Genomic DNA, 20,474 nt, shown 5'->3' on the forward strand with positions numbered 1-20,474 from the left:
GTCGCGGCTCCCCCTTTTTTCCATCGTCAACACGGAGTACTTCATGTCCCTCAAAGCCACCCCGACCGCCGGCGCCAAACTGCTCACGCCCACTGACCACACGCTGGTCATGATCGACTTCCAGTCGCAGATGGCCTTTGCCACCCACTCGATCGACGCGGTCTCGCTGCGCAACAACGCTGCGCTGGTGGCGCATGCGGCCGCCGGCTTCGGCGCCTCGACCATCCTCACCACGGTGGCCGAGAAGAGCTTCTCGGGCCCCATGTTCGAGGAGATCACGGCCGCCTTCCCCGAGCAGAAGATGATCGACCGCACCTCCATGAACACCTGGGAGGACGCCGCCGTGATCAAGGAGGTCAACCGGATCGGCAAGAGCCGCATCGTGCTGGCCGGCCTCTGGACCGGCGTGTGCATCGTCGGCCCGGCCCTCTCGGCGCTCGACCAGGGCTTCGAGGTCTACGTGATCGCCGATGCCTGCGGCGACGTCTCCGCCGAGGCCCACAACCGCGCCATGGACCGCATGGTGCAGGCCGGCGCCCGTCCCATGACCTCGCTGCAATACCTGCTCGAGCTGCAGCGCGACTGGGCCCGCACCGAAAGCTACGACATGACCACCGGCATCGCCAAGAAGTTCGGCGGCGCCTATGGCCTGGGCATCATCTATGCCAAGACCATGTTCGGCGCCCACGAGGGCTGAGGGCCCGCGCGATGAAGCCTTACATCGTTTCCCTGGCGGTCGGCCTGCTGGTCGGCGCGATCTATGCGCTCTTCAGCGTGCGCTCGCCGGCGCCGCCGATCATTGCGCTCGTCGGGCTGCTCGGCATCCTTGCGGGTGAACAGCTGCCGCCGCTGGTCAAGCGGATGTTCGACCGCAACCCCGCGACCACCTCGTGGCTGCACCACCAGGTCAAGCCGCACATGTTCGGCGAGCTGCCGCAATGCGCGAAGCCGACCGAGCTCGCGGCAGCCAAGCCGGTGGCGCCCACCCGCGCCTCACCTCATGACGCCGCCTGACGTCGATCTGCAACGCCGCCAGCTGTGCCTCGGCACGCTCGGCGCCGCCATCGCCGGGCCGGCGATGGCGCAGCAACCCCATACCTCAAGGACATCCCACATGGCCGATGCCCAGCCGCCCGAATTCATCCTGCACCACGGGCTCATCACCACCCTCGACCGCGCCAATCCCACCGCCAGCGCGGTCGCGATCAGCGGCGGCCGCTTCACCCATGTGGGGCGGGACGAGGACATCCTGCCCATGGCCGGCCCCGCGACCAAGGTCATCGACCTGCTGGGCAAGCGCGTGCTGCCGGGCCTGATCGACAGCCACACCCACATCATTCGCGGCGGCCTCAATTACAACCTCGAGCTGCGCTGGGAGGGCGTCAGGAGCCTGGCCGATGCGATGGGCATGCTCAAGCGCCAAGTGGCCGTGACGCCGGCGCCGCAGTGGGTGCGCGTGGTGGGCGGCTTCACCGAGCACCAGTTCGCCGAGAAGCGGCTGCCGACCCTCGAGGAGCTCAACGCCGTCGCGCCCGATACGCCGGTGTTCATCCTCCATCTCTACGATCGCGCGCTGCTCAACGGGGCGGCGCTGCGCGCGGTGGGCTACACCCGGGACACGCCGGCCCCGCCGGGCGGCGAGATCGTGCGCGACGCCAGCGGCAACCCGACCGGGCTGCTGCTGGCCAAGCCCAATGCGGCCATCCTCTATGCGACGCTCGCCAAGGGACCGAAGCTGCCGATCGAGTACCAGTTCAATTCGACGCGCCACTTCATGCGCGAGCTCAACCGGCTCGGCGTCACGGGCGCCATCGACGCCGGCGGCGGTTTCCAGAACTATCCCGAGGACTACCAGGTCGTCCAGCAGCTCGCCGATGCCGGCCAGCTGACGATCCGCCTGGCCTACAACCTCTTCACGCAGAAGGCCAAGCAGGAGAAGCAGGATTTCCTGAACTGGACCGCGACATCGAAGTACAAGCAGGGCGACGACTACTTCCGCCACAACGGCGCCGGCGAGATGCTGGTGTTCTCGGCCGCCGACTTCGAGGACTTCCGCCAGCCGCGGCCGGACATGGTGCCGGAGATGGAAGGCGAGCTCGAGGAGGTGGTGCGCATCCTGGCCGAGAACAAGTGGCCCTGGCGCATGCACGCGACCTACGACGAGACCATCACGCGCGCGCTCGACGTGTTCGAGAAGGTGAATCGCGACATCCCGCTTCAAGGCCTCAACTGGTTCTTCGACCACGCCGAGACCATTTCCGAGCAATCCATCGACCGCATCGCCGCCTTGGGCGGCGGCATCGCGGTGCAGCACCGCATGGCCTACCAGGGCGAGTACTTCGTCGAGCGCTACGGGCCCGGCGCTGCCGAGGCCACGCCGCCGGTCAAGCGCATGCTGGAGAAGGGCGTCAAGGTCTCGGCCGGCACCGACGCCACGCGCGTGGCTTCCTACAACCCGTGGGTCTCGCTCTCCTGGCTCGTCACCGGCAGGACGGTGGGCGGCATGCAGCTCTATCCGCAGCGCAACTGCCTGGATCGCGAGACCGCGCTGCGCCTGTGGACCGAGAACGCCACATGGTTCTCCAACGAGGTGGGCAAGAAAGGGCGCATCGAGGTTGGGCAGTTCGCCGATCTCATCGTGCCGGACCGCGATTTCTTCGCCTGCCCCGAGTCGGAGATCGCCGACACCACCGCGCTGCTCACGATGGTGGGCGGCAAGGTGGTCTATGGCGCGGGCGCGTTCGCGGCGCACGACGAGGGCAGGCCGCCGCCGGCCATGCCCGACTGGTCGCCGGTGCGCGCCTTCGGCGGCTACGCGGGCTGGGGCGACAAGGAGGGCGCGCCGTTGCAGAAGACCTTGCGCCAGGCCGCGATGTCCTGCGGCTGCGCCAACGACTGCAATGTCCACGGCCACCGGCACGCGACGGCGTGGAGCAGCAAGCTGCCTATCGCCGACCTCAAGAGCTTCTGGGGCGCGCTCGGCTGCGCCTGCTGGGCGGTGTGATGGCTGCGATGCGCAATCTCTTCACCGCGCCCTGGGTGCGATGGCTCGCGTTGCTGGGCCTGTGTGCGGCCTACCTGCAAGGGGGCTTGAACAAGGCGATCGATTTCCCGGCGGCGATCGCCGAGATGAATCACTTCGGCCTGTCGCCCGCGGCGCCGCTCGCCATCGCTGTCATCGTGCTCGAGCTCGGCGCGTCGGTGCTGATCCTCACGGGCTTCTATCGCTGGCTGGGCGCGTTGGCGTTGGCCGGCTTCACGCTGTTCGCAACCTTCGTAGCGCTGCGTTTCTGGGAGATGGCGCCGCCGGAACGCTTCATGGCCGCGAACTCCTTCTTCGAACACCTGGGGCTGGTCGGCGGCTTCGTGCTCGTTGCATGGCATGACCTGCAGCAGCGGCACGAGGGGCGCGCATGAGCTCGCCCGCGTCCGCCGCCGCCAAGCCCCCAGGCAGCTTCGCGCCCTTGCGCCAGCCCGTGTTCGCCGTGCTGTGGGCGGCCACGGTGCTCGGCAACATCGGCAGCTTCATGCGCGATGTCGCCAGCGCCTGGATGGTGACCGAGCTGTCGCCCAGCCCGACCGCCGTCGCGCTGATTCAGACCGCCGCGACGCTGCCGATCTTCCTGCTCGCGATCCCCGCGGGCGTGCTGTCGGACATCCTCGACCGCCGGCGCTTCCTGATCTTCGTGCAGTTGGTGCTGGCCGCGGTCAGCGGCACGCTGCTGGTGCTGGCGCAGACCGGCACCCTCACGGTCGGCTACCTGATCGGCCTGACCTTCGTCGGCGGCATCGGCGCCGCGCTCATGGGGCCGACCTGGCAGTCCATCGTGCCGGAGCTGGTCCCGCGCGCCGAACTAAAGAGCGCCGTGGCGCTGAACTCGCTCGGCATCAATGTCTCGCGCGCCATCGGCCCGGCCGCCGGCGGCCTGCTGCTCGCGAGCTTCGGCGCGGCGCTGACCTATGGCGTCGATGTGCTGAGCTACGTGTTCGTCATCGCAGCGCTGCTGTGGTGGCGCCGGCCCGCCGCCACTGAAGCGAACGGGCTGTCCGAGCATTTCCTCGGGGCCTTCAAGGCCGGCCTGCGCTACACGCGTGCCAGCCGCGAGCTGCACGTGGTGCTGCTGCGCGCGGCGGTGTTCTTCCTGTTCGCGAGCGCCGTGTGGGCCCTGCTGCCGCTGGTGGCGCGGCAGATGCTGGGCGGCTCGGCCGGCTTCTACGGGCTCCTGCTCGGCGCCGTGGGCGCCGGCGCCATCCTGGGCGCGGTGCTGCTGCCGCGCCTGCGTGCGCGCCTGGATGCCGACGGCCTGGTGCTGCTGGCCTCGCTGATCGCCGCTGCGGTCATGGGCGCCCTGGTCCTTGCCCCGCCCCAATGGGTGGCCGTGGGGCTGCTGTTGCTGCTCGGCGTGGGCTGGATCATCGCGCTCACCACCCTCAACGGCGTGGCGCAGGGCATCCTGCCGAACTGGGTGCGCGGCCGCGGGCTGGCGGTCTACCTCACCGTGTTCAACGGCGCCATGGCCGCCGGCAGCCTGGGCTGGGGCCTGGTGGCGCAGCAGATCGGCGTGCCGATGGCGCTCGGCGTCGGCGCGATCGGGCTGGTGGCGGTGGCCATCGTCTTCCATCGGATCAAGCTGCCGGCGGGCGAGGCGGACCTGCAGCCCTCCAATCACTGGCCCGAACCGCTGCTCGCCGAACCGGTGGCGCACGACCGCGGACCGGTGATGGTGCAAGTCGAGTACCGCGTGCGCAAGGAAGATCAGCCGGCCTTCGTGCAGGCCATGCAGCGCCTGTCGCTCGAGCGGCGGCGCGACGGCGCCTACGCCTGGGGCATCACCGAGGACACGGGCGACCCCGAACGCCTGATGGAGTGGTTCCTGGTGGAGTCATGGGCCGAGCACATGCGGCAGCACCGCCGCGTGTCGCACGCCGATGCGGATCTGCAAGCCGAAGCCATCCGTTTCCACATTGGGCCGGGCAAGCCCGAAGTGCATCACTTTCTCGCTCTCTAGTCTCTGCCAATCCAAAAGGAAAAACATGGCCGACCCCACGACCGTCAACACCCCCAAGAAGCGGCGCCTTGCCCCGCTGCACACCCCGAGCGACCTGGGCGCGGACGCCACGCGCGACATCTCCGCGGGACTCAACGTGCTCCTCGCGGACACCTTCGCGCTCTACTTCAAGACGAAGAACTTCCACTGGCACATGTCGGGCCCGTCGTTTCGCGACTACCACCTGCTGCTGGACGAGCAGGCCGACCAGATCTTCGCCACCGTCGACCCCATTGCGGAACGCGTTCGCAAGCTGGGAGGCACTACGCTGCGCTCGACCGGCCATGCCGCCCGCTTGCAGCGACTCTCGGACAACGATGCGGACTTCGTGACACCGATCGGCATGCTGGCCGAGCTGCGCGAAGACAACCAGCGGCTGGCCGGCTTCATGCGCACCACTCATGCGCTGTGCGACGAGTACGGCGACGTCGCCACCGCCAGCGTGCTGGAGAACTGGATCGACGAGGCCGAGCGACGCACCTGGTTCCTGTTCGAGTCGGTGCGCCAGGGCTGATGCCATCCACCTTTTTGCCTTCCCTTCATTCAACTGTAAAAACCATGACCACACTCACCTTGCGCGACGGAACAGAGCTCTACTACAAGGACTGGGGTTCGGGCCAGCCCATCCTCTTCAGCCACGGCTGGCCGCTCAGCGCGGACATGTGGGACGCCCAGATGCTGTTCTTCGCAGAACGCGGCTACCGTGTGATCGCGTTCGACCGCCGCGGGTTCGGCCGGTCGAGCCAGCCGTGGACAGGCTATGACTACGACACCTTCGCCGACGACATCGCCGAGCTGGTCGAGAAGCTCGATCTGAAGGAAGTGATCCTCGCGGGCTTCTCGATGGGCGGCGGCGACGTGACGCGCTACATCGCGCGCAAGGGCAGCGCCCGCGTGGCCAAGCTCGCACTCATCAGTGCCGTGACGCCGCTGTTCATGAAGACGGCCGACCACCCCGTGGGCCCCGACGCATCAGTGTTCGCAGGCATCCGCGCCGGGCTGGCTGCCGATCGTGCGCAGTTCCTCGATGACTTCAGCACGCTCTTCTACGGCACCAACCGCCCCGGCGCCAAGGTGTCGCAGGGCATCTTCAAGCAGACGCTGCAGATTGCGCTGCAGGCCTCGATCAAGGCCACCCTCGACTGCGTGACCGCGTTCTCGGAAACCGACTTCCGCCCCGACATGGCCAGGATCGACGTGCCCACGCTCGTGATCCACGGCGACGACGACCAGGTCGTTCCCATCGAGGCCACCGGCAAGCTTGCGGCCGAGATGATCAAGGGCAGCCAGCTCAAGGTCTACGCCGGCGCGCCGCACGCCACCTGCACCACCCACAAGGACCGGGTGAACGCTGACCTGCTCGCGTTCATCGAGGCGTAGGCGTTTCGCCGGCCGCACGTATGCAGCGCGCCTATGGTGAGCGACTGGGACGGTACTTCGGTTTGCCGTCCCCCACTGGAGGTCGAAGGTCTCACTGTTGGCGAAGGTACGCGTAAGGGGCTAGCAGAGTTGTCCCCAGCCTTGGACGGATGGTGGGCTGCGCAATGGTTCGCAGCCTCCCCACGCTTGGCTCCAAGAGCGTGCGCCGGTCGAACGGGATGACGTCCATTCCGGCTTCGGTCCTCAACGTTGCCCGCGCCGATCTCTTCATCATGAAGGCTGGTCCCGGAACGATGGCGCAGGTCTTTTTTTGAAACTACTGGAGTTCGATATGAAAACATTTTTCTGGGCATTTAGCACCGTGATCATGCAGCTGGCCGCGTTCGGCGCCAATGCGCAAACGGTAGCGCCCGTGCCAACGGACAAGGCAGCCGCGCGCGCAGAACGCCAAGCCCAGGGCACCCAAGCCGCACGCGAGTTCACTCCGGGCGAGGGCAATCCAAAGCCCGAGCCGAGGGCCAAGGTCTCTAGTGCGGAGCGCGCCGCGGCAAGGCAGGCGAGGAAGCCGGAAGGTGCGGAGGCTGCGCGTGAGTTCAAGCCCGGCGAGGGCAACCCCGAGCCGGAGGCCAGGGCGAAGGTGCCGCGCGCCGAACGCACGGCTGCGCGACAGGCGCGCCGCGCCGAAGTCGCGAAGGCGAATAAGTCGAGTCAACTGCCCTCATATGGTGAAGGCTACGGCGGTAAGTAGAAATCCCCGTCGGGCGCGCGACGATCGCCATCGGGATGACATGGCTTGTCGTGCTGGCGCTTGCCTTCGCATCCGACTCGGTGCTCTGGGTCGCCATTCCCACCGTTGGGGCTCGGTCGAGGGTGAGCTGATTCCGAGAAATTGATGGCCTCTGACGTAAAACCGTCCGCGCGAGTGGCGCTGTTGCTGGCAGCGCTGTCGATGGGCTTCGGCCCATCGGCAGTGGCGCAGGATCCAGACTCGCGTCCAACCTACACGAGCTCCCGGTTCGACGAGGATTGGACCGCGATGCGCGATCCTGCCAGACGCACTGGTGTTCTCGACCGCTTCAAGTGGGTGCCCTTGAACCACGAGGGAACATGGTATGCGACCTTCGGTGGAGAATTGCGCGCAGGGTACGAGTACTTGCGGAACCCGGTTTTCGGCCTCGAGTCGCCGCCACGCGATGGCTACTTCCTTTACCGGGCATTTCTGTTCGCCGACCTTCACCTGGGCCCGAACTTTCGAAACTTCATTGAGCTCGCGAGCGGTTCTGCACCGGGGTGGGCCGGCACGCCGCCACCCACGCAGGAGGACGATCTCGACCTTCTGCAAGGATTTGGCGAGCTCACGCTTCCACTCGATGGAGCACAGGTTGTGCTGAGAGCAGGGCGCCAGGAGATGAGCTTCGGATCTTCGCGGCTCGTTTCTGTCAGAGAGGGCCCGAACATCAGGCGCTCCTTCGATGGGGTGCGTGTCTCATGGGTTGGGTCCCAAGATTTCCGGGTCGACGCCTTCGCGGTGCAACCCGTTGCGCCTCGATCCGGGACATTCGACGATCGCCGCGATCGGAATCAGGACTTCGGAGGTGTCTACGCCACGACGGCGATCCCCGCCGTCCCTGGATTGAAGGCGGACTTTTACTACCTCGGGCTCGATCGCAAGAATGCCCGTTTTGCACAGGGAACCGCAACGGAGCGTCGTCACACCATCGGCGCTCGTTTGTTCGGGCATCAAGCTGGCTTCGATTGGAATGTAGAGGCGGCTTTTCAGTTCGGGTCTTTCGGCAGGTCCGACATTCGCGCCTGGACCATCTCGTCGGACACCGGCTACACCTTCGCGAATGTGTCTCTATCACCCCGGCTGGGGCTGAAGGCGGACGTCATCAGCGGCGACAAGAACCTACGTGACGGAACGCTCGGCACCTTCAATCCGCTCTTTCCGAAACTTCCCTACTTCTCCGACGCGAATGTTGCAGCGCCTGCAAACCTCATTGACATCCAGCCGAGCATCGCCTTGTCGATGACGCGCACCTTGAGCCTGACGCTCGGCTGGAATCCACTGTGGAAGCAGTCGAAGGCCGACGCGTTCTACGCGCCACCCTTGTCTCCGGTGGCTGGAACCTCGGGGACGCGAGGACGCTTCATCGGGCACCAGTGGATCGCCACGATCGGGTGGTCGCCGACGCCGCGTCTTGCGCTCTCCGCGGCGTATGTCCACTTCGTGCCTGGGGAGCCGCTGAAGGAAGCCGGTGGTCGCTCCGGGGACTTTGTGGGGGCGTACGTGCAGTACAGGTTCTGAGCGCTCACTGCGCGTTGTGACGGCCCGACCGAAGGCCCAAGCGGCGGCTCACGTGGCAAACACCTGCGGAAACGCAACGGCGGGGTGCACCGGTTTAGTCAAAAATGACCACATCTTTAGGAAACCTACGGTCGCCGTAGGTTTCCTAAAGATGTGGTCATTTTCTCCCTGTGAGACCCCCCAGATTTACATTAAAAATGAGTTTTGGTCATTTTTGACTAAGAAAACTGGGTTGTGCTCGTGCCCGCGGCGGAAGGGGCGTTCGCATAGGTTTGGCCAAAGGAACTGGTGGAGGGCCCGGGCGCTTTGCAACTGGACAACCCACGCTGGACCTCGTCGCTCTCATGAGCGCGTCGAAGTAGGCAATCTCGGCGGCCGGCCCTTCCTGGTGGGTTGCCATCGCATGCCTAGCACCATGTCCTTGATCAAGCACTCTTGGGCTCCTTCACGAACTGGTCAATCAGCTCCTCGGGGATCGACGGCAACGCCGCCGCGGCGGCCGCTGCCGCCTTCGTCGTCTTCCTGCTCGGCATACATGCTCCTGGTCGTCATGCCATGCCTCGCACAAAAAATTACGGGCAGGCTCGCGTTGCCGCAGCCAGTAGTTGCCCGCACCTATTTCTTGGGGACCATGATGCCGAGCATCAGCTCCGTATTGAGCGAGGCCAATTGCTGCACCAGCCCCCACTGCTTCGTCATGAGAGCCACGAATTCAGGGTTGGCAGGTACAGCTCTGGCCGAGAGCGCCAGCTGGGACATCGACTGCGCGAGGCTCTGCTGCTCCGCATAGATTTTCTTCGCTGCTTCCGTGTACTCATCGAGCGTCATGCAATGTCTCCATGTGGTGGTGTCCAAATCTTAGCCGCATAGAAGCTTGGCGCAAACGCTGGGCTGCCACTATAGGCCATGAACAACGAAGGTGTCATTCGAGGTGGGTACGAATAGGGACGTCTCCCCGACTCGGCTGAATCGATGTTCTTTGCCGTTAATCACAATGGATTTCATGTTCGTCCATACCCGGTATTCGTAGCCGCCCGCGATGGGCGCCGCTTGAAGGACGCTGAACGCCGGTGGCACATTCACCTGAAAGCTGAGATGGCCTGTTGCACGACCTGCTCTCACGCTCGACTCCGCCGCGCAGAGCATGGGCAGCAGGAGCATTGTGAAAACAATCTTCCTCACGTCGGCATAGCCTATGCACCGCTCGGGGGCGCACTGTCTTGACCTCCGGGGCCCTCATTCGCAGCAGGATCTGAAAGAACGAGCGCCGCGCGGTAGGCGGTGCGACCTGCTATCTTGGCATCGGAGGCCAGCTTCTTCCACCGCCGTTCGCGTTCGCGCGGCGACTGGGTCGTTGGTTGCTCAATCAGTGACTGGCAAATGGCAAGCATTGCCATGGACGATGTCAGGCAGAAATGGATGGCCGACAGCGTGGGCCGTGTCCGATAGCTTGCCTCCTCCTTGCTGCGGATCCGCTCTCCTTCATTCGGGCTAAGAGAAAGCAGATCGGTCGATGCAGTGAACGGTACATCGGGCTCGCTGTCCAAAATATCTTGGGACGCCTGCTCAATAGCATTTACCGCCTTTTCCAACAAATCCAACGAGCTCGAGGATGTAGCCATGAGTTCCTTACCCTTGTTCGTCAAGGTATCGTGAGCCCTTGATCGGGTCCACCGCAACCGCTAGTACTCCCAGGATTTTGCGAAGCGCCCTTTCAGTGCCTACTCCAACTCGATGAAATTGCTCTCGATCCAGACCTTGCCTTCTTCATTCAAGGCGAAGGAGAGCGCCTTCTCTCTGGAGAGCTTGTTTTCGCGGATGGCTCGCGAAAGTGGATTCTCATACGAGGAGTCTTCGCGCCTGTGGTTGTAGACGTGCTCCTTGCCAGCTTCGTCGCTGTAGGCGTACGAGACCGTGATGCCGTCCAAATCGGCAAGGGGCTGCAAAAACGCGATGAACTCTGAGGCCGTGACGCCGTCGGCGTTGATCGCGTCCCAGTGCCTGTAAAGGATCGACTTCGACACTGTTTGCTCGCGCTGGACGAACTCCGGTGCCCGCCCAGATGGCAGGACCGTGGCGACCATCGATTCGCGAGTGTCCGCGCTGCCGTTCGTGCGGAAGAAGTTGGCCACGGTGTTCGCGAACGTCCTCGCGTCCGTTTGGACTCTAGGCCCCGAGGAGTAGGCATCCAAGTCGTGGGGCACCGTCTCCAGCTCTTCGCTGCGTTTGCTCATGCTTCAATCCCTCCGCGTTCTCATTCGAACTTAGGTCTTATCGTACGGTTGTGATGGGCGGCGCATCTGTATTTGGGGTTCGGTCCTACACGAAAACGTGCGTTTCTGGCGAAATTGGCCATGGTCAGCGCGCATGCTGGGAGGGCTGCATGACGGCATGAAGTCCAAAGTCTTCAGATCACCCGACTCCAGCCGAGGAGGGCCATTGAGTGGCTCAAGCCGCAGGTTGCGCTGAGTAGAGAAGCCTGCAGAATGAGTTCCCTGAGCACCAGAGTGAGTTCTGCCGACCATGACCATTACGAGTTATGAGATCACGGCTCTGAGAGCTGACTTCAAGCGATCACACCGCCGGCCAGCGCGAGCCTTGGCTGAGCTCTTGATGCTCGGGAATGCCGTTCTGGAAGATCATGAGATGCTTGAAGGCGAGGTGGGAAATGCTTTCGAGCGGTTTGTCTTGGAGTCCTTAAGCCAGCAAGGCGTCGAGTCAGGCGAGTTCGCAGCGGCGGTGCTGGCGCTCGGCAAGCTTCGCACGACCCTTGCCGAGCTTCAGAGCATTCCCGACTAAGTGCAACCATGGCCGTCCTAGTCGGCACAGCATCCTGGACCGACGAGACGCTGACAGCGCGCCGGCTGGGCGACGATATCGCAGGCCACGGAGACCGTGCGCGTGTTCCTACATACAACATTGAGCTAATGGCGCTTACTGCGATGAACCTTCAGCCACTTGGCTTTCTCCCCTAATTTCAGATGCAAAACTTAAGCACTCAACGGCCAACAGCACCCGAATTTTCGCGTGAGACCTATCAAGGGCTCGCAGAGGATGCTGGGGTACTGGCGCCGGGAGCGCCGATCTCGGATGAGCTCATGGCCTTCGCCGAAGCCATCGGTCGGCTACATAGAGAATGGGAACGGCGTGAACTGCAGAAGGGTTGGGCCTCACCCATCTGACCGCTTTTGCTGGCCAGTCCTGCACGGGTCAAGATCGGGTCCACAGGAGGAAGTTTGGGGCACGCGGGCGTAGGCCAGCGCTGCCACGACAGGCCGCGAGCACCAGCGCGTTGAATTGGTCGCGCGTGAGGGTGAGCTGGGTGGTGGCGCTCGCTGCTGGCCAAGCGAAGCGGGCCTTCATGCAGGCGCCGCGCGCACAGCCAGAGACCGATCCCGTCGTGGATGAGGGCCTTCACCCGATATTGGCGCGTCGATTCGCAAACAGGTAGGCGTGATGCGCCCGCGCAGCGCCGAACGCCGTGACGACCCTCGCCAGCGCCGAGTCGGTGCCGGCGTGCCGGCGCTCATGTCCAGCGGCTCTGTGGCCAGCCAAGTGGCGTCGATGCGGATCATCAACCGCTCACCTGAGCCACTCGCGAAGCCAGGCAGCGCAGTCGCCTGCGGCCTGAACGGGCCAGCCGATCTTGATCATCGTCGCCCCGCGTTGTAGCTCGATGTGGATGTCGCGCGCCGGCGCCTCGGGTGGTGGCAACTGCAGGGCGACGAACTCGCCCGCCGGCTGCGGCGACACTTGCTGCCGCTTGGCCGCCGTAGCCGCGTCGTCTTGCTCCGTCACCCAGCGCCGCGGGAGATTGGCGTTAACCCCATGTGCCATGGCCACCGCTGTCATCGACATCCCGGGCTCCCTGCAGGCCTGCACAGCCTGCGCCTTGAACTCGGCGCCGCGTGTTCTGCGGCGCCGCGCCGGCATCGCTCCTTCGTTAGTGTGCACGTGTCCACCGATTTCCTGGACACGATCCTCGCCAACCTGACGCCTCAGATCAACATGACTTCACTGGCTGCTTACCTCCCTCTAGGTATTGGCGCCGGATCAGCGCCACCAAGTGGATCGAATGGCTAGTTGCGAGCTCGTCACCGCTTCGTTCTCGAGGCGGTGTTTGTGAATGAATGTGCCTGACCCGTTTCTTTTCCTAAGCGACCGACTTACGGGCACACGTTCGATATCCCCACCCAAGCACGACTATTCCTCGGCCACTAAGATTCGAGTTGAGCCTCCTGCGCACGCCGCCTAGAACGAAATTCCCCGATGTCTGAGTTTGATTTGCCCGTGCAGGCGGCTGCGGTTCGCCGCGCGCTTGCTGCCCATGGAGTTCGCCATGCTTTGGCGATGCTCAATGACAGGACTCAGTACCGATACACTGCCATTTACAAACTGAGCGGCGATTCATTGAAGGCGCAGCACGTTTTTGACCGTGCCTCTGAATACCGCACTTGGTTGCAAGCAGTCCCCTTGCAGAAGAGTTTCTGCCAGCACGCGATCGAGCAGGGCGAGTTCGCGACCAGTCACGTCTCCAAGGATAGGTCCTTGGTCAGCTATCGCCCCTTTGTTGGCTTGGTTGAGTCGTACTACGGGCGGCTGCTGACACGTGATTCCGGGGCGCCCTATGGCACGTTCATCCATTTCGATCTGGAGCCACGCGTAATTGATGCGGAGGAGGTCGCCTTCCTCCAGCAAGTGACTCCGATGTTTCTTGACTACTTGGACTAACTTGCGCCCCCAGTAATGGCGAGCCAAGCTTCAGCCTGCACCTCGACCAGGCGCGTCGAAGTAGGCAATCTCGGCGGCCGGCCCTTCCTGGTGGGTTGCCATCGCATGCCTAGCACCATGTCCTTGATCAAGCCATAAGGCATGTACCCTCGCTATCAACCGTGTGCAGAAGGCGTACCAACGAGTCGGCCGTCCTGGACCACCTGCTCGAGCAGCGCTCGTGCAACATGGGGAACCTCCAGCGATCGGGCGTGGCAGAGCTTTTCAAACGCGGCATAGAGTTTTCCATCGACGCGAACGGTGAGCGTGAGGCATGGCCTGGAGAAATGCTGCGACTCTTCACGCCGACATGGTAGGGCAGCCACTACAAGAGCCGCCTCTATCGGCAACGTCAGTTGTGCGCCGGCCTGGGTGGATCTAAGCGTCAGCTTGCTGGAGGGCGGGAAGGACTGTTCAGGGCCCGTTGCTGCCGCTCGCCATCGACTGTCGTATGGCCGGTATGCTGGCGAAAGCAGCCACGTCAGTTGGTCCGATTCGCACCGAAACAAGATTTGGGATTGCGCCCCGACTGCATCGAAGCCGCCAGCCCTAGAGCTGCTGCTCCCTGGGGACGCCGGTAACAGTCACAGGCGACGGATCGCGCGCCGCCCGCTTGAAGATCGACGGCGAAACGCCGGTGTGCTCCTTGAAAAAGCGCGAGAAATTGCCTGGCGCCGAAAAACCGAGATCCATCGCGACCTCGGTCAGCGCGCCGCCTTCGGCAACGCGGCGCATGGCTTCCTCAACCCGCACGCCGCTCCAGAACACCTGAGGCGTCGTGTTGAGCTGGTCGCGAAAAAGAGCGAAGAAGTGCGCGCGCGACAACCCGACCTTCGCCGCGATCTCATCGATGGTTGTGATCTCGGAAACGTGTTCACGCATGTGGGCAATGGCGCTGCGCAGCCGATGGTCAAGCATCACGCCCACGGAACTCGCAGGCGATTCGGCGCTGCCGGTGGTCGAAGCCGCAATGGCCGCCTCCAGAAGCCGCTCCACTTCGTCGTCGATGGCCGGGCGCGACTTGTCGGCGGAGATGATCAGGTCGAGCACCCGCCAGCATGAGCGGCGCATGGCGGAACTGATGGGAACGCGCGGCGAAGGAAATCGGAAGCTGCGTCCGGTTGCGCTGCCCAGCGCGTCCAGCCACTGCTTGGAAATCATGAAGACGAGGAAGAGGCAGGAGCCGCTGCCCTCCATCACCATATCGTGCGCCTCGAAGGCGTTGACGCCGAGCGCGACGTTCTCGCTGTAGGGCACGACCTCAGCGCCCACGTTGGCGACTGCGCGACTGCCGCCGAGCCACATCGCCAGTTGCGATTCGGAATGGGCGTGCGATACCAGGTTGGCGCGGGATTCGAGAACGATCGCCGTGCCAAAAGCCCCCTCGTGCAGCGCGTACGCCTCCGCCATCTTCAGCTCCTTCCAACGTGGGTTGACGGTGCGATTGTTCGCGTTGGCGAGCCCTGATTTGACGGCCACCCGGGTAAGTACCTAGCACTGTACCGGACTCCCTGATACGTCGTCGGATTCGTCGATAAGCGCAAAAAGAGCTGCGTTTTTAAAGTTGCTTCATCCCCGCGGTGCCTTGATCGGAACCGCAAAACTGCAGAGAGAAAACACAGGAGCAAACTGAAATGCGCATCGCAACTTACATCGCCGACGGCACCCGCCGCGTGGGACTTGTTTCCGACGACGGCCTGACCATCCAACCGCTCGACCTGACGCCGCAGCGAGCGGCCGTCGGTGCCCTGAGCATCATCGAATCCATGGCCGAAGGCGGAGCGGCGCCGATCGCGACCGGCGCCGCCGTCAAGGTGGCAGATGTCGCGCTCGACGCGCCGCTGCCCAAACCTCGCCGAAACGTCTGGTGCGTCGGCCGCAATTACCACGCACACGCCAAGGAACTCTCGGCCTCCGTCTTCAAGGACAGCGGCGCGAAAACCGACGAATGGCCCATCGTCTTCACCAAGGTGCCCGAATGCGTGGTCGGCCCGCACGACGACGTGCTGGTCCCCAGCGAGATCTCGACCCAGATCGACTACGAAGCCGAACTCGCCGTGGTCATCGGCAAGGGCGGCAAGAACATCACGCGCGCCGCGGCGATGGAACACGTGTTCGGCTACACGGTCGTCAACGACGTGACGGCGCGAGACGTGCAGGTGCGCCACAGCCAGTGGGACATGGGCAAGTCCTTCGACACCTTCTGCCCGATGGGCCCATGGATCGTGACGGCCGACGAGTTCGACGGCACCAAGACGCGCGTGCGCTGCTGGGTCAATGGCGAACTGCGGCAGGACGGCCCGACCGAGAACATGATCTTCGACATCCCCACGCTGATCGAGACCATCTCGCGCGGAATCACGCTGTATCCGGGTGATGTCATCGCCACGGGAACGCCAGCCGGCGTCGGCATGGGCATGACACCGCCGCGCTACTTGAAGGCGGGCGACGTGGTGCGTGTCGAGATCGACCGCCTGGGCGCAATCGAAAACAAGTTCGTCTGAGGCGCAGCACGATGACGACACAAGTTATCAACGGGCTGGCCGTCGAGATCGACGGCAACGGCGAAGCGCTTCTGTGCATTCACGGACTCGGCGGTTCGTCGAACACCTGGACGCCATTGCTGGCTGCCTTGTTGGACTTCAAGGTGATTCGCCCGGACCTGCCCGGAAGCGCACGCTCGCCGCTGCTCGCGCACCCGCTGTCGATTGAAGGCTATGCCGCATCGCTCGAAGTCCTGCTCGCCGACTTGGGCGTCGAATCGGTGCACGTGATGGCGCATTCGCTCGGCACCGTCGTTGCGCAGCATCTCGCCGTACGCAATCCCGGAAAGATCAAGTCGCTGGCCCTGTTCGGCCCGCTGGTCGCACCACCCGAAGCGGCTCGGCCGAACATTGTGGCGCGTGCAGCGGCGGCGCGTGGTGGTGCGGCGGGCATGCAGGAGATTGCCGACGCCATCGTCAAGGGCGCCACCAGCCCGGAGACGAAGGCCGAGCAGCCCGCCGTGCTGGCACTGGTGCGCGAAAGCGTGATGCGCCAACCGTCCGAAGGCTATGCGCAAAGCTGCGAGGCACTGGCCAAGGCACAGTCGGCGGAGATCGAGCGCATCGGCGTGCCGACCTTGCTCGTCACCGGGGACCAGGACGGCGTCGCGCCCCCCGCCAACGTGGCCGCCATGGCGGCGCGCATCACCGGATCGCGGCAAGTGGTCTTCGATGGCTGTGGCCACTGGACGACCTTCGAGAAGCCGCAACGCTGCATGCAGGAACTTGAGCAGTTCTACGCATCGCTGCGCTGATCTCTTTTCTCAGCATCTTTCATCAACCCATTCCGGCACCACGGGCCGGAGGAGACAAGCCATGACCCGCATCGCATTCACAAACGTCCGCATCTTCGACGGCACGGGCGAAGACACCTACACCGGCGACGTGCTCGTCGAGGGCAAGCGCATCGTCGAGGTGACCCGCGCGCCCCAGAGCGTGAGCACGGACGACGCCCGCGTCATCGACGGCAAGGGCCGCTTTCTCTTGCCCGGCATGACCGAGGCCCACACGCATTTCTCGTGGAACGACCAGCCGAGCCTGGCCGCCATCCAGTTCATGCCGCCCGAGGAGCACACACTGTGGTGCGTGCGCGTGGCCAAGCGCTATCTGGACATGGGGTGGACCTCCGCCATCGGAGCCGCCGCCGCCAAGCCGCGCCTCGACGTGGTGCTGCGCAACGCGATCGAAGCCGGCGAATTCCCCGGCCCGCGCTACCTCGCGGGCAGCCAGGAAATCACCACCATCGGCGCGCTGGGCGACAACACGCTGCCGCACATGAACTTCGAGGAATTGAGCTTCGGCAGCGTTTGCAGCGGACCGGAGGAAATCCGCAGATCGGCGCGCACCTTCATCAAGTACGGTGTCGATCACCTCAAGATCAACCTGTCCGGCGAGTACATCGCCGGCCTGCCGGCCGAGATGTCGCCATTCTCTGAGGAAGAAGTGGCAATGCTTTCGCAGGAAGCCAAGCGCTACGGCAAGCGCATGGCCGCTCACGCGCGGTCGAGCGAATCAGTGAAGCAATGCGTTCGCCACGGCATCGAGATGGTCTACCACGCGAGCTTTGCAGACGAAGAAGCGCTCGACATGCTTGAGGCGGCTAAGGATAAGCACTTTGTCGCGCCGGGCATCGGCTGGCTCATCCGCACCACCTTCAACGCCGCCGAGTACGGCATCACCGAGGCTGTTGCGACCCAGATGGGCTACAAGCGCGAACTGGAGATCGCCTCGGCATCACTGCGCAAGATGCACCAGCGCGGCATCCGCATCCTGCCGGGCGGCGACTACGGCTTCGCATGGATGCCGCACGGCACCAACGCCAATGACCTGCAGTACTTCGTCGATTACATCGGCATGACGCCCAAGGAAGCACTGCTGGCGGCGACGAAGCTAGGCGGCCAGATCATGCTGCGCCCGGATGAACTCGGCCAGTTGCAAGCGGGCTTCCTGGCGGACATCGTGCTGGTGGATGGCGATCCGCTGGAGGATCTTTCTCTCCTGACCGATCCGGCGAAGATCCAGCTCGTCATGAAGGACGGCGTGATCTACAAAGATTGCGCGACCCCCGTGCCTGCGGAGGCTGCGCTGCATCTGGAAGGGGCCGACTTCCCGCTTCGTGAGGAAGGCGTCAAGGAGGCGCTTGCTGAAATGCATTGAGCGAGAGACGAGCGAACGGGGCGGCGGCAATGCCCCTGTTCGCTTTTCTTCGACCGCAATGCAAACGTAAGCCGACGCTGAAATTGACGCCAAGTACGACGGCTCCTGGCCGCGAGCTGCCTCAACATACCGTCCCACGATTCACCCCGAAGCGTCGCGCGAAAGATGGAAGACATGCAGCTCCCTCCATCGCCCAGACGAATTCTCAATCAGGGCGACGGAACTGCATTGCGCTCTCACTTCGGCTCCTTGTTCAAGCCCCAGCTGCAGCGCTTCCGCTGCCTCGTCTGCGTCGGCAGCGCTTCCATGCGCGACGGTGAGGTGTGGGATGACGCGCTGGTGTTCGCCCGCATACGGCCGAAAGCCGGGGAAGGCTTCGACCAGAGCCTGCGTCATGGCGATGAATGGCGCAGTGGGCTCAGGTTCGAGATAGGCCGTCGTCGGAAACCGGCCGACTGAGCGCAGCGAGAAGGCAAAGGCCGTGGTTCCCATCAGGGCGCGCTGCGCCTGCTCCAGCACATCAGCGGTGATGTCGCCGGGGTCCATGAAGGGAACCAGCACAGTGATGTGGGCAGGGACACCAAGCTTCGATGTGGCATCGAAGCGCTCACGCAATGCTGCCACTACGGATTCGGCGCTGGGAACCTTCACGATAAAGGCTGATATGGCCATGGTCGTCATCGTACGGGCACTTCAGCCGAACGCGCCGCTCCTGGCCGGCTCCTGGACTACCAGCAGCATCTAGGCAGCGGGGAATCGCCGCAACATCGTGGTGCTGAGCGGATATGGATCTGCAGCGATGAGCCGGTACGAACCCATCTCGATGCTTCCAACGTCATTGAGGCTGCAGAAAACACGGCCTGCCTAGTCGCTCCGTACGGGAACTTTCTGCGGCGGCGCGAGGGTCTGGAGGTGAGGGGAAGGCGTGTCGCTGAGAAAAAGCCCAACACGAGGTTTAGGCAAAAATGACCACAACTTTAGGAAACTTACGCCGACTAAGTATCATGAGCGTTACACTTCGTGTATGGAGTACGTCACAACGGAATGGCCCTGAAAAGTACATCCGATGAAAAACGCTGCACGCCACCAAGGATAGGGTGAAGGGATAGAAATGCTCAAGTTGAAAATTGTCGCTCGAACGCTCCAGGTGCTGGCCGCCGGCGCCCTTCTCTGCGCCGCGCTCCCCGCCGCAGCCCAGAGCTTCCAGGTGGCCAATTCGACAGCTGGCAGCCAGGTGGCGGCCGCGCCGATCAACCAGATCGTTGCCAATCTGAACAACGGCATCAACAACGCGCAGTGGACCGCTACGGTGGCCAACAACCAGGCCAACTATGCGGTCGCGGTGGGAAGCAACGCTCAGAACACGGCCAACTGGGCCGCAGGCACCGCGAATGACGCTTGGAACCGAGCGAACAATGCCCAGGCCACTGCGAACACGGTCGCCTGGCGGGTCGATGTCACATGGAACCTTGCTATCGCGGACTGCGCCATGGCAATGGGTGGAGTCCAATGGACGGGGTTCTGTCAAGCGGTGAATCCGCGTCCATGGTAAGACGATTCTGGCCTGCGAAAAAGCCGCCCTCGAGGCGGCTTTTTCTATTCGTGCGGCCAGGTCACTCGATGAGCCGATTCTTCATGGCGTAGTACGTGAGGTCACTGTTGCTGGTCAGCTGCATCTTCTCCATGACCCGGCTCCGGTAGGTCGCCACGGTTTTGACGCTGAGGGTCAGTGCCTTGCCAATTTCGCCGGCGCTCCTCCCCTGAGCCAGCTTCATGAACACTTGGAACTCTCGTTCCGAGAGCGTTTCATGCGGAGACTTGGCCGCAGGCTGTTCCTTGCCGATGAGCTCCGCGGCAAGTGATGCGGAAAGGTAGGTGCGGCCGCTGGCGACAGTGCGGATGGCATCAACGAAGTCGGCGCGGCGGGCGTCGGTCTGGAGGTGACCCTTCGCGCCCATGCGTATCGCCTTCAGAACCAGTTCGTCCGCGGGGCCGTCCGAGAGGAGGAGGATCGCGAGATCGGGCGCTTCTTCACGCGTCGACATGATCGCGTCCACCGAGCTCTGAAGCGCGCAGACAAGTACGTGAAGCCCGTGGGCCTGCACAAGGCGGCGCATGTCGTCTGAATCGCCCGTGTGGCCGGCGAACGTCAGTTCCCGATCTTCGCCCAGAAAGAGTTCCAGTCCCGCACGAACGATGGGCCGTTCATCCAGGATCCCCACATTGATCATTTCGTTGCTCCAATGAAATACGCCATCCGCGAGAAGG

23 protein-coding genes are annotated in these 20,474 nt (G+C 63.8%); 16 read left to right on the forward strand and 7 right to left on the reverse strand.

The genetic code is table 11. The annotated features are described in order from the left end of the window. The first annotated feature begins 43 nt into the window (after positions 1-43). The 10 genes from ACSQ89_RS42555 to ACSQ89_RS42600 all read left to right on the forward strand — a co-directional run bounded on the left by ACSQ89_RS42555 (position 44) and on the right by ACSQ89_RS42600 (position 8,736). Complete coding sequence (locus ACSQ89_RS42555; protein WP_436298172.1) at positions 44-697, forward strand: hydrolase; 654 nt, start codon at positions 44-46, stop codon at positions 695-697. Between the two features lie 11 nt (positions 698-708). Further along, the gene (locus ACSQ89_RS42560; protein ID WP_436298173.1) at positions 709-1,014 is read left to right on the forward strand and encodes a XapX domain-containing protein; all 306 of its coding nucleotides are present in this window, start codon (positions 709-711) and stop codon (positions 1,012-1,014) included. A gap of 100 nt (positions 1,015-1,114) precedes the next feature. Then, positions 1,115-3,004 carry an amidohydrolase gene (locus tag ACSQ89_RS42565; protein ID WP_436298234.1) on the forward strand — a complete coding sequence of 630 codons (1,890 nt, stop codon included), beginning with the start codon at positions 1,115-1,117 and terminating at the stop codon, positions 3,002-3,004. Further along, positions 3,004-3,417: a DoxX family protein gene (locus tag ACSQ89_RS42570; RefSeq protein WP_436298174.1), complete on the forward strand. Its 414-nt coding sequence runs from the start codon at positions 3,004-3,006 to the stop codon at positions 3,415-3,417. Before ACSQ89_RS42565 ends, ACSQ89_RS42570 begins: the two co-directional genes overlap by 1 nt. Continuing rightward, the gene (locus tag ACSQ89_RS42575) at positions 3,414-5,009 is read left to right on the forward strand and encodes an MFS transporter (protein WP_436298175.1); all 1,596 of its coding nucleotides are present in this window, start codon (positions 3,414-3,416) and stop codon (positions 5,007-5,009) included. Before ACSQ89_RS42570 ends, ACSQ89_RS42575 begins: the two co-directional genes overlap by 4 nt. A 25-nt stretch (positions 5,010-5,034) precedes the next feature. Beyond that, complete coding sequence (locus tag ACSQ89_RS42580; RefSeq protein WP_436298176.1) at positions 5,035-5,562, forward strand: Dps family protein; 528 nt, start codon at positions 5,035-5,037, stop codon at positions 5,560-5,562. A 44-nt stretch (positions 5,563-5,606) separates the two neighbouring features. Beyond that, positions 5,607-6,428: an alpha/beta fold hydrolase gene (locus tag ACSQ89_RS42585; protein WP_436298178.1), complete on the forward strand. Its 822-nt coding sequence runs from the start codon at positions 5,607-5,609 to the stop codon at positions 6,426-6,428. 164 nt (positions 6,429-6,592) lie between these two features. Further along, positions 6,593-6,742 carry a hypothetical protein gene (locus ACSQ89_RS42590; protein ID WP_436298179.1) on the forward strand — a complete coding sequence of 50 codons (150 nt, stop codon included), beginning with the start codon at positions 6,593-6,595 and terminating at the stop codon, positions 6,740-6,742. Next, on the forward strand, positions 6,739-7,176 hold the full coding sequence (locus ACSQ89_RS42595; protein WP_436298180.1) for a hypothetical protein: 438 nt from the start codon (positions 6,739-6,741) through the stop codon (positions 7,174-7,176). The genes ACSQ89_RS42590 and ACSQ89_RS42595 overlap by 4 nt, the downstream gene beginning before the upstream one ends. Positions 7,177-7,320: 144 nt before the next feature. Beyond that, positions 7,321-8,736: an alginate export family protein gene (locus ACSQ89_RS42600; protein WP_436298181.1), complete on the forward strand. Its 1,416-nt coding sequence runs from the start codon at positions 7,321-7,323 to the stop codon at positions 8,734-8,736. A 615-nt stretch (positions 8,737-9,351) separates the two neighbouring features. On the opposite strand, the gene ACSQ89_RS42605 is transcribed toward ACSQ89_RS42600, so the two are convergent. From ACSQ89_RS42605 to ACSQ89_RS42615, 3 genes are all read right to left on the reverse strand, one after another. Continuing rightward, on the reverse strand, positions 9,352-9,564 hold the full coding sequence (locus ACSQ89_RS42605; protein WP_436298182.1) for a hypothetical protein: 213 nt from the start codon (positions 9,562-9,564) through the stop codon (positions 9,352-9,354). A 365-nt stretch (positions 9,565-9,929) separates the two neighbouring features. Next, entirely contained in the window at positions 9,930-10,358 is a 429-nt protein-coding gene (locus tag ACSQ89_RS42610; protein ID WP_436298183.1) for a hypothetical protein, read from the reverse strand. Positions 10,359-10,457: 99 nt separating this feature from the next. Continuing rightward, positions 10,458-10,970 (reverse strand): hypothetical protein, encoded by a 513-nt coding sequence (locus ACSQ89_RS42615; protein ID WP_436298184.1) that lies wholly within the window; start codon positions 10,968-10,970, stop codon positions 10,458-10,460. A 289-nt stretch (positions 10,971-11,259) separates the two neighbouring features. Between ACSQ89_RS42615 and ACSQ89_RS42620 the strand changes: the two genes are divergently transcribed. Continuing rightward, positions 11,260-11,535: a hypothetical protein gene (locus ACSQ89_RS42620; RefSeq protein ID WP_436298185.1), complete on the forward strand. Its 276-nt coding sequence runs from the start codon at positions 11,260-11,262 to the stop codon at positions 11,533-11,535. 783 nt (positions 11,536-12,318) lie between these two features. On the opposite strand, the gene ACSQ89_RS42625 is transcribed toward ACSQ89_RS42620, so the two are convergent. Further along, positions 12,319-12,690, reverse strand: a complete 372-nt coding sequence (locus ACSQ89_RS42625; protein ID WP_436298186.1) for a transposase — start codon at positions 12,688-12,690, stop codon at positions 12,319-12,321. A 315-nt stretch (positions 12,691-13,005) separates the two neighbouring features. On the opposite strand from ACSQ89_RS42625, the gene ACSQ89_RS42630 reads away from it, so the two are divergent. After that, positions 13,006-13,467 (forward strand): hypothetical protein, encoded by a 462-nt coding sequence (locus ACSQ89_RS42630; RefSeq protein WP_436298187.1) that lies wholly within the window; start codon positions 13,006-13,008, stop codon positions 13,465-13,467. A 588-nt stretch (positions 13,468-14,055) separates the two neighbouring features. On the opposite strand, the gene ACSQ89_RS42635 is transcribed toward ACSQ89_RS42630, so the two are convergent. Continuing rightward, entirely contained in the window at positions 14,056-14,703 is a 648-nt protein-coding gene (locus ACSQ89_RS42635; RefSeq protein WP_436298188.1) for a helix-turn-helix domain-containing protein, read from the reverse strand. Between the two features lie 437 nt (positions 14,704-15,140). On the opposite strand from ACSQ89_RS42635, the gene ACSQ89_RS42640 reads away from it, so the two are divergent. The 3 genes from ACSQ89_RS42640 (at position 15,141) to ACSQ89_RS42650 (ending at position 18,206) form a co-directional block, all read left to right on the forward strand. Continuing rightward, positions 15,141-16,010 (forward strand): fumarylacetoacetate hydrolase family protein, encoded by an 870-nt coding sequence (locus ACSQ89_RS42640; protein ID WP_436298189.1) that lies wholly within the window; start codon positions 15,141-15,143, stop codon positions 16,008-16,010. 11 nt (positions 16,011-16,021) lie between these two features. Next, positions 16,022-16,804, forward strand: a complete 783-nt coding sequence (locus ACSQ89_RS42645) for an alpha/beta fold hydrolase (protein ID WP_436298190.1) — start codon at positions 16,022-16,024, stop codon at positions 16,802-16,804. 61 nt (positions 16,805-16,865) lie between these two features. Further along, entirely contained in the window at positions 16,866-18,206 is a 1,341-nt protein-coding gene (locus ACSQ89_RS42650; RefSeq protein WP_436298191.1) for an amidohydrolase family protein, read from the forward strand. Positions 18,207-18,347: 141 nt separating this feature from the next. On the opposite strand, the gene ACSQ89_RS42655 is transcribed toward ACSQ89_RS42650, so the two are convergent. After that, positions 18,348-18,887, reverse strand: a complete 540-nt coding sequence (locus ACSQ89_RS42655; RefSeq protein ID WP_436298192.1) for a 2'-5' RNA ligase family protein — start codon at positions 18,885-18,887, stop codon at positions 18,348-18,350. A 430-nt stretch (positions 18,888-19,317) separates the two neighbouring features. Between ACSQ89_RS42655 and ACSQ89_RS42660 the strand changes: the two genes are divergently transcribed. Next, the gene (locus tag ACSQ89_RS42660; RefSeq protein ID WP_436298193.1) at positions 19,318-19,758 is read left to right on the forward strand and encodes a hypothetical protein; all 441 of its coding nucleotides are present in this window, start codon (positions 19,318-19,320) and stop codon (positions 19,756-19,758) included. A 61-nt stretch (positions 19,759-19,819) separates the two neighbouring features. On the opposite strand, the gene ACSQ89_RS42665 is transcribed toward ACSQ89_RS42660, so the two are convergent. Beyond that, complete coding sequence (locus ACSQ89_RS42665) at positions 19,820-20,437, reverse strand: LuxR C-terminal-related transcriptional regulator (protein ID WP_436298194.1); 618 nt, start codon at positions 20,435-20,437, stop codon at positions 19,820-19,822. Between the last annotated feature and the right edge of the window lie 37 nt (positions 20,438-20,474).

This window comes from Variovorax sp. LjRoot175 (genome assembly GCF_964253805.1).
Taxonomy (GTDB): Bacteria; Pseudomonadota; Gammaproteobacteria; order Burkholderiales; family Burkholderiaceae_C; genus Variovorax.